General features: G+C 60.1%; 6 protein-coding genes and 1 other RNA gene. 1 reads left to right on the plus strand and 6 read right to left on the minus strand.

Annotated elements, in window-relative coordinates:
• The 3 genes from Q0J60_RS08380 to Q0J60_RS08390 form a co-directional block, all read right to left on the minus strand.
• Positions 1-492, minus strand: a 492-nt coding sequence (locus tag Q0J60_RS08380) for a glycosyltransferase family 2 protein (RefSeq protein WP_294440496.1), incomplete at its 3' end; no start/stop codon positions are given.
• Positions 493-703: 211 nt separating this feature from the next.
• Entirely contained in the window at positions 704-3127 is a 2424-nt protein-coding gene (locus Q0J60_RS08385; protein ID WP_294440497.1) for a polysaccharide pyruvyl transferase family protein, read from the minus strand.
• Between the two features lie 4 nt (positions 3128-3131).
• Positions 3132-5237: a glycosyltransferase family 2 protein gene (locus Q0J60_RS08390; protein WP_294440499.1), complete on the minus strand. Its 2106-nt coding sequence runs from the start codon at positions 5235-5237 to the stop codon at positions 3132-3134.
• Between the two features lie 389 nt (positions 5238-5626).
• Between Q0J60_RS08390 and ssrA the strand changes: the two genes are divergently transcribed.
• Positions 5627-5994: a transfer-messenger RNA gene (gene ssrA, locus Q0J60_RS08395) on the plus strand.
• Between the two features lie 68 nt (positions 5995-6062).
• Here ssrA and Q0J60_RS08400 read toward each other — a convergent pair.
• The 3 genes from Q0J60_RS08400 to Q0J60_RS08410 all read right to left on the minus strand — a co-directional run.
• Complete coding sequence (locus tag Q0J60_RS08400) at positions 6063-6737, minus strand: hypothetical protein (protein WP_294440501.1); 675 nt, start codon at positions 6735-6737, stop codon at positions 6063-6065.
• Positions 6738-6822: 85 nt separating this feature from the next.
• Positions 6823-7287, minus strand: a complete 465-nt coding sequence (gene smpB / locus Q0J60_RS08405; protein ID WP_294440503.1) for an SsrA-binding protein SmpB — start codon at positions 7285-7287, stop codon at positions 6823-6825.
• Positions 7288-7480: 193 nt separating this feature from the next.
• Positions 7481-8669 (minus strand): RNB domain-containing ribonuclease (locus tag Q0J60_RS08410; RefSeq protein WP_294440505.1); only part of this gene is annotated, 1189 nt, incomplete at its 5' end.

Below are 8669 nucleotides of genomic sequence, written 5' to 3' on the forward strand. Positions count from 1 at the left end.
GGTCTTGGCGAACACCTCGTTGAACGCGCGGTAGCCCGTCATGACGTCGGAGAACTTGAAGCCGTAGATCGCCTTGATGAGGAAGCGCACGAGGTCGTTGCCGAACCCGTGAAAGGCGCGGTCGTTCTCCTCGCCGTAGGTGCCGTTGGAGAGGCGGTCGCCCACGGTCATGTCCGCCTCGCCCGACACGAGCGGCGCGATCAGCGCGGGGGCGGCCTCGGCCGGGTAGGTGTCGTCGCCGTCCACCATCACGTAGTAGTCGGCCTCCACGTCGCGGAACATCGAGCGCACCACGTTGCCCTTGCCCTGGCGGGGCTCGCGCACCACGATCGCGCCGTGCTCGCGCGCGATCTCGGCCGTGCCGTCGGAGGAGTTGTTGTCGTAGACGTAGACGTCGGCCTCGGGCAGCACGCGCCTGAAGTCGTCCACCACCTTGGCGATGGTGATGGCCTCGTTGTAGCAGGGTATGAGAACCGCGACTTTACCGTCCATGGGCGGACCCTCCGGAACTAGGAAACATTGAAAGCGGGCCGTACGACCCGCGAAACCGTATTATAGAGGATGGCCCGTAGTTGGTGCCGAATTTCACAGGTATTGGAAACCCGAACAAGAACAAATCAGGAGAGAACGCGCATCGCCGCAAGTCGAATGGAGCGAGCAGCGCGACCGCCTGAGTCCACGCCGCTCGCCCACTCCGTCGACGCTAACGGAGAAGATTGTCTTCCACGATGGTGTAAGCGCGGTAGGTTGGCACCTTTTTCAGCGAGAACAATGCGTCCTTGAGCCAGCGACGGGAAAACGCCCGCTCGCGCTCCAAGCGCTGGTTCGCGCTGACGTAATCGACATCCGTAGCCAAGAGCCCGATCGTCTCATCCACATGGCCATGCAGGCCGTCGATCCTGCGACCTTCCAGCCCAAGAACGCCCATCACGTCGATGAAGCGCCCCGCCCCGCGCTTGGCGTTGGGAAACGCCACGAACCGCTTCTCGAAGGCGAACGAGAACAGCATGCCGTGGAACGAATCGGTGAGCGTGGCATCCGCGTGCTCGATGGCGTAAAGCCACTGCTCCACCTGGAGGTTGTCCAGCACGAACACGCCGCGCGATTCTCCACCCTTGAAATACGAGCGGTTCTTCTCTCTCGTCTCAGGACGCATATCAATCGACACGACAACCGGCATGCCCGTTTGGCTCGCAATCTGGGCAAGACCATCAAGCGTCGTCTCGTCCGGATCGAGAATGTACGCGAACAGATAATTCCCACTCGCAAGAAGCGGCATCTCGCCCGCTACGCACGCGGGCTCCGTCGCCTGGGCGGCAAGCTCGTGAAAGTGCACGGCGTCGCACAGAATCGCGGGATCGAGCACCTTGACCGCATCGTGGCCGTATTCGTCCTTAACCAAATCACGGGAGAAATCGTCGCGCGCCGACACCGCGTCGAACTTGGAGAACTCATAGCGCATACGGTTCTTCGTGATCTCATCGATTCTGTGCGTGGCCTTGCCGAAGCTCGTGCCGTAGGCGATGCGCTTGCGATCGGGATTGACGAAGCTCAGGAAATACGAGTAGCCGTAGGGTTTGAACAGGCCGGGGTTCCACAACTGGTCAGAGCCTAGAACGAACGAATCGCAGAACTCGTTGAGCTCGCCCATACGCGAAAGCGGACGGCGCATAGAAATCGAGTAACCCTGCCTCTGCGCAAACTTCGTAGGCTCAAGCGCATCGCCCTGAGCAGACCCCAAAGGATTCGCAATCATGAGCGCCGACAGCCCCATGGACTCGAGCACCTTGACCAAGCCGTAGTACGTCAGGATGCTTCCGTAGTTCTCACCGTACCACAGACCGTATATGCCCACGTCGAAGTGGTTCTCGAGGCCGTAGCGCACCGCCTTCGCGAAAGGGTACCTATCAAGCAACCCGAAAAACCGCGCACGATGGATGTGTGCCTTGAACGGGCGGTCGATAGTGTAGTTGCGCGGACGGGCCTGGCTCAGGGGATGTGTTTCGCATCGAGCCATACCATCCCGCACCGCCTCGAATGCCCTTCGTCCTTTTGCGTTGTTCACCAGCGCGAGCGACGTCCCGCACCCGTCATTGAGCGTCGCGTCGTATTTCTCGATGCCCCACCAATCGCCGATGGACAAATCGGCCACGCGTGGCAATCGGGTGAATTTGCAGATAGAGCAGAACGGCCGCTGGGCAAGGCAGCGCAGGAACATCAGATAGAACGGGTCGTCGGTGCATTTCTCACGACGAACACTCCCGTCCTCCATGTAGACGTTCATGTGCGTCGACCACCCGAACGCGCTCTTATCACGGAAATTGACCTCGGCAACACCACCCTCGGGATACGTTTCCTTCAAGTACCGACGGAACAACCCCGGAGACGGAACGCCATGGCAAATGAGGTCTACCGTGAGCAGGTTGTCGTAATCTTTTCCCAGATAGGCATACAATCCCGCAATCTGGCAAGGACAGCCGGAATAGAGAACCTGTCGTCCCTGGTCGAGCGCCTGCTTCGCCTGGGCGAACGTGTCGCCCGTACTGCTCTGCACGTACTTCGAGCGACGCAACGCATCAAGTTCTTCAATGGATTCGACCGCTCGATGGCGCACCGTGTCGCAGCCATCGTACGCCGCTCCGAACACGACGCCGCCCGCCTGAAGCGTGCGATTGGCAAGCTGCGAGAACAGCCCTCCCGAACTGCTACGCGCACGTACGGCATCGTCTGCGGCGATGGTGGCATAGCATTCGGTCACGACGTCGTTCGCGGGCTGGTCGTTATACGTAGGGCATTTCTTGATACAGATGCCGCAATCGATGCAAAGAGCATGATCTACCTGGGGATACAGGAATCCTTCCTCGTCCTCCGCCATCGAAATCGCCTGTTTAGGACAGGCATTGCGGCACGACTCGCATCCGCAGCAGTGTTCCTTCTTCATCTGATCGACGATGGTCGGGCGTCCAAGGTCTTGCATACTCCAAGGGTGGACGTACGGGCCGGACGGCTTTTCGTCCCGAGCAAGGCCCAGCCTTACCTTCATACGATGCTCGACGCGCATCTCCATCTTTTTCGCGGAACGCAGCCCCTTGATAACAACGCGCTTCGCGGCTTTTTTCACAGACATCGGCCTACCCCTTCTTCACCTTGGCGATGACGGAACGCGGCAGCATCTTGCGCGCCATCTTGGATACAGCGCGACCGAATCGATACGACCCGGAATCCTTGATCGAGCGATTGCGGTTGCGCAGCGCTATCACGTTGTTGCTTGCCAGCATGAGCTCGCGCTGCACGAACTGCTGATACCCCATCAGGGTCGCGCGCTGCAGGTGCCGATATGCCCCTTGGTTGAGGAAATACATGCCGCCGCATTGCGCCAGCCCGAAGCGGCACGCCAGCGCATCAAGGGCGCCGTTGAAAACCTTCTCGCCATCGACGGTGCTGCAATACAGGTGGATATCGCGGTCAAGCTGCGACACCGCGCTGCATCGGAAGGCGCGAACGACCTCCTCCTCGCCCGACTTGATCGCGTACTCCTCCATCGCCTCGAGCATCCCCATACGCTCTTGGAATCTCGCGCCCGCATCCTTGCGGCCGCGCTCCTGCAGGTGCAGACGTTCGTCATCGATACGATGCTTGCGCTGAACAAGCACATACTTGGCCCTGCGCAGAGCCTTGAGGCAGAACAGCAGACCCTCTTCGGTTTCGCAAGGGTCAAAGCGAATGCCCTGATCGTCAAGGAATGCCTTGCGGAACAGCTTCGACGATACACCCAGCGTCCCCCCGTCAGCAAGCATGAGGGCGGCAGCGTTCCCCTCCGTCCCAACAGCGATGCATTGCGTGCCTTTCGGCAGGTGATCGCCCATAAAACGCGGCGACAGGGCGAACAGCGAGAGCTCCGCCTCAGGATGCTCCTCCAGCGCAGCAGCAATGGAGGCAAGGAACCCCTCCGGCATATCCATGCCGGGCAGTAGGAAGTACACGAACCGCCCGCGGGCCGCGTCAAGGCCCGCATTGCAGCCTTCCGCAATGTTCGACGATTTGCACGACACAACGCGGAAGCGCCCGTCCTGACCCGCCGCATCGCATGCCACCGCATACGACCTGTCGGTCGACGCGCAATCGACGCACAGCACCTCGAAGCTCTCCAGATTCTGCGCGATCACGCTCTTGAACGTATCCCATAAAAGCGCCCTCGAATTGCGCATAGGCACAACGATGCTTACCTGGGGATTCTCGATGGCATCGTGCTCCGCCACGCGCGCCCGCGTAATGCCCATGACGTCCTCGTAATACGCCAAGCGCTCTTTGCTGATGCCGCGCTTCGCCGAATAGAGCACATCGGTGTCGATCGCTTCGAACTCCTCGCGGATTCGCCCCATGATCTCAGGGTCGGATTCTGGGAATCCGAATTCCCCAACGACGGAATTGACGTAGCTGAACACGCGGTTGTACAGGCAAATCAGCACATGCGGATCGGTTTCCCCAAGGCGTTCGAACAGGGCGCGGATATCGCGCAGACGGTCGAACGGCAGATGGAAGTCCTTGAGATTGCTGGAAGAGTCGGGGTTGGTCTGGCGATAGTAGTAATACGCCGCTGGCACCCATACAATCGACTGAGCCTGCAGCAGCGTCTCGAAAAAGAACGGATTGTCGGCCCAGCCGGCGCCCTTAGGCTCGATCATGCGGATGCCGCATTCCTCGATGAACGCGCGTCGGTAGATGGCCGACCAGATCGAGGGATGGTGGTAGAGCACCTCCCAATGCGTATGGGCCGTGAACTCGAACGATTCGCTCGGCATGCAGTTCATCAGGTTGGGCGCCTCGATGCGCGGCGGCTCGCCCTCCACGTCGTAATAGTTCCAGTAGGCGGATTTCACCACGTCGACGGCAGAACCGTCCCGCCTCTGCGCCTCGGCCAGCAAATCCTCGTACATATGGATGTCGATGAAATCGTCCGGCTCGATGATGGATATGTAGTCGCCGCGCGCCTCAGAGAGCCCGCGGTTGACAGAATGGCCGTAGCCGCCGTTGGGCTTGTCTATCACGCGCACGCGCCCGTCTTGTTCTTCATATTCGTGCATGATGGAAAGCGACCCGTCGGTGGAGCCGTCATTCACGCAAATGACCTCGATATCCGAAAACGTCTGACCAAGGATGCTGTCAAGGCATTGGCGCAGGTACGTCTCGGTGTTGTAGATGGGGATGATGACGCTTAGGGAGGGTGTATGCCCCACGGTTCCCGCCTTCCGATTCAAAGGGAGCTGGAATCGCAACGCAGGCGAAGGCAAGACGCCCCGGTCCAAGCGCCGCGAGACGGACTCATCCGAAGCCCGCAGCGCTTCACTTTAATAGAAAGAGGATTGGGGGCGCGTGCCGCCTTATCCGAATTGACCTGCATTTGACGAAGATGCGACGCAGGCTTTGCATGGCGCCAGGCGAAGGCACATCGTTTCCGCGCAGCGACTTCCCCAAGAACGCGATACGGGCTTCGCGCAACGCTCCGATTGACTTTCCATAATCATCCACTACAATAAAGCATCTTCGAACGAAGGTTCGAGGGCACTTTGAGAATGCGATATCGGTGGATGCTATCTTCGGCACAACGCCATCGCAGGCGCCTTTCGGGGGCGACTGGTTTCGACATGGTACGTTTGATCTGAGGAGCAGGCCGTGGTCTCCTCGCCACGCTAAACAGGGGTACCGTCAAGTTAATTGGCAAGAACAACACTCAGAGCGCTCCGGCGCTCGCCATGGCTGCTTAATTTACGCGGCCCGTCAAACCCGGATTGTCTCCGCTCCGGGGGCGACGTCATTTTAGGGGGCTGCATCGAAGCACGTAGTCCGTATGGCTTCGATTAAGACAGAACGGGCTAGGGTGTCCAACGCGTGTCCGTGAGCCGCAGGCGCCCGAATCCTGACCACGGAATAAGCTTGTAGAGCCTGAGGGAGAATGTAGTATGGACCGGAGTTCGATTCTCCGCGCCTCCACCATAACGCACAGCGCCCGACCGCGATAATGTCGCAGGTCGGGCGCTTTTTTATGCTCTTACAGCAATGCGTTATTTCGTCAGGTTCTTCAGGTCGAAGCCTCCGAGGATATCGTCCATGGCTTCCTTGAGCTCCTTGGCGGCCATGGCGCTCTCGCGGGCGAGCTCCACGCCTCCCTTGGCGGCGTTTTTCACATCGCCCTGCGTGATGCCTTTGAACAGGACCTTGTCGTCGGGGTTTTCCTCGCCCTCTTCTTCGGCGGGGCACCAGTCGTAATGCTCGCAGTTCTCGCATTCGCCGTCGCAGCCGGCCTCGTAATACGCCTCTGCCGCCTCTTTGGCTGCACGCTCTTCTTCGGTGAGTTCGCGCTCGGGTTCGGGCTCCTCTTCGGATTCGGCCTCTTCGGCGCCCTCTTCCGCCACCTCTTCAGCCGCGGGCTCCTCCGCCTCCTCGGCGGCCTCGTCCTCGAAATCATCCGGACACCAATCGTAGTATTCGCAGGTCTCGCATTCGCCGTTGCAGGAGGTCTTGTAGTACTCCTCCCACTTGGCGCGCATCACGGCGTCATACTTCTCTTTAAGCGCATCGTACTCGGCATCGGTGTGCTGGGGCGCGTCCTGCGCCGCAGCATCCTTGGCCTTAGACGATTTCACCTTATCCGAATCGTCCTGCGGCATGATGACGTTCTTGGCCACGTTTTTCGCCACGCGACCCACCTTGCGGCTCGTCCTTCTGAACAGACCCATCTGCGTTAAACGCCCCCTTTTAAGATTCCTGCAAATCGATCGCGCCGGAACACGCCTCACACTCCGCATTCGACGCTCTCGCCTTTTACCTGTATCGTTCCTTCATGGCGCGCTCAATCTCGCGCTTCGCATCGCGTTTTGCCATGTCGGCACGCTTGTCGTAGAGCTTTTTGCCGCGCGCAATCGCCAGCTCCATCTTCACCAGGCCGTTTGTGGCGAAGTAGATGTTGAGCGGAACCAGCGCCATACCCTTTTCACGCGTCTTCTCCTCCATGTAGCGAATCTGCTTCCGGTGAAGAAGGAGCTTGCGCTTGCGATCGGGATCGGGGTTGGCCAGGTTGCCATGGGAATACGGCGCGATATGGAGGCCATGCAGCCAGACCTCGCCGTGGCGAACGAGCGCGAAGCAATCGGTGAGCTGGCAGTTGTTCTCGCGCAGCGAGCACACCTCGGTACCGGACAGGACGATGCCTGCCTCAAACGTTTCAAGAATCTCGTACTCATGAAACGCTTTGCGGTTCTTCGCTATCTGTTTTTTCTCTCGTGCCACGTGAAGCGTGCAGCCTTTCTTAATCGCATGTTCCCTCGCGCCATCGAGGCCTCAAACCTGCCCCAATCGGCACGGGACATTATACAAGTTCCCCCACTCGGTTCCAGCATGGCGCGATGAGCTCTTCACCAAAACCCATTTCGCGAAGCAGCAGCGTAAATGCGAATCAACGCCCGACCTCTGCGCTTCGACGCTATCCCCTCAGTCTCAATCCTATTCCGCGCCCTTTGCTTACAAGCACGAAATCGGCGCGGCGCTCCAGCGGCCGAACGTCCTTGATGCGGATACGCACGCGCATGCCGAGTCGGACCACGCTGCCCGAATCGGACCCCGTGAGCGTGCGGCGCTGGGCGTCGAGCATCCAGTACTCTCCCGCCCCACGCAGCGCGACGAAGCCCTCGGTCGTATCGGCGAGACGCACGAAGAAGCCGGACGACACCACGCCCGACACGATGCCGTCAGCCTCTTCGCCTACGCGCTGTTCGAGCAGCTCGTAGAGCTTGAGCTCCTGGCTCTCGCGCGCAGCAGCCTCGGCAGTGCGCTCCGCCTCGGAAGAATGCTGGGCGATCTGGCTCATGGCCGCCTCGACGGCCGACGTCTCCTCGGATCTGCCGAACAGCGCACATTTCAGCATGCGATGCACCATAAGATCGGGATAGCGCCTGATGGGACTCGTGAAGTGCGTGTACGCCTCGCTTGCAAGGCCGAAATGCGTCCCGCAAGCATCGCGGTATACCGCACGCTTCATCGCACGCACAATAAGCGAAGACACCAGGTATTCCTCGCGCCTGCCCTGCGCCGCGGCAAGCACCTCTTGGATGGCGAACGGGTCGCCGGAGCAGAACCGCGTCAGTGACACCTGCCTGTCGTAGCCGAACTCCTGGAGAATCGGCTTCAGGTCCACAAGGTCTGCCGGAGCGGGCGCATCGTGGACGCGGTAGATCAATGCGACCTTGGCATCGCGCAGAAAACACGCCACTGCCTCGTTCGCAGCAATCATCGCCTCTTCAACCAACGACGTCGCATCCGTCTTCACACGCACATCCACCGAAACCGGTCGCCCCTGAGCGTCGAGGCGCACCTTGGCCTCCTCGCTTTCGAAATCCATGCCGCCGCGGGCGATACGCGACGCATGGAGCTTGCGAGCGATTCCGTCGAGATACATAAGCCTGTCGAGCACCGCCTCGCTCTTAGCCCCTGCGGCTTCCGAGATGCAGGCGAGCGCCGCCTCGCGTTCTCCGTCGCGCTGCGCCTCAAGCCCATGCTGCACCCATCCGTAGGCCAGGCGGGCACACGAGCGGATAATTGACGGCGACGCTTCCATACGGCGCACGCAGCCCTGCGCATCCAGGAACAAATCGACGCTCATCGCACGCCGCTCT

Source organism: uncultured Slackia sp. (assembly GCF_944321625.1).
Taxonomy (GTDB): Bacteria; Actinomycetota; Coriobacteriia; order Coriobacteriales; family Eggerthellaceae; genus Slackia.

Coding starts and splice junctions, on each gene's coding strand:
- Q0J60_RS08385 (WP_294440497.1), bottom strand. CDS start 3,127: ATGTCTGTGAAAAAAGCCGCGAAGCGCGTTGTTATCAAGGGGCTGCGT.
- Q0J60_RS08400 (WP_294440501.1), bottom strand. CDS start 6,737: ATGGGTCTGTTCAGAAGGACGAGCCGCAAGGTGGGTCGCGTGGCGAAA.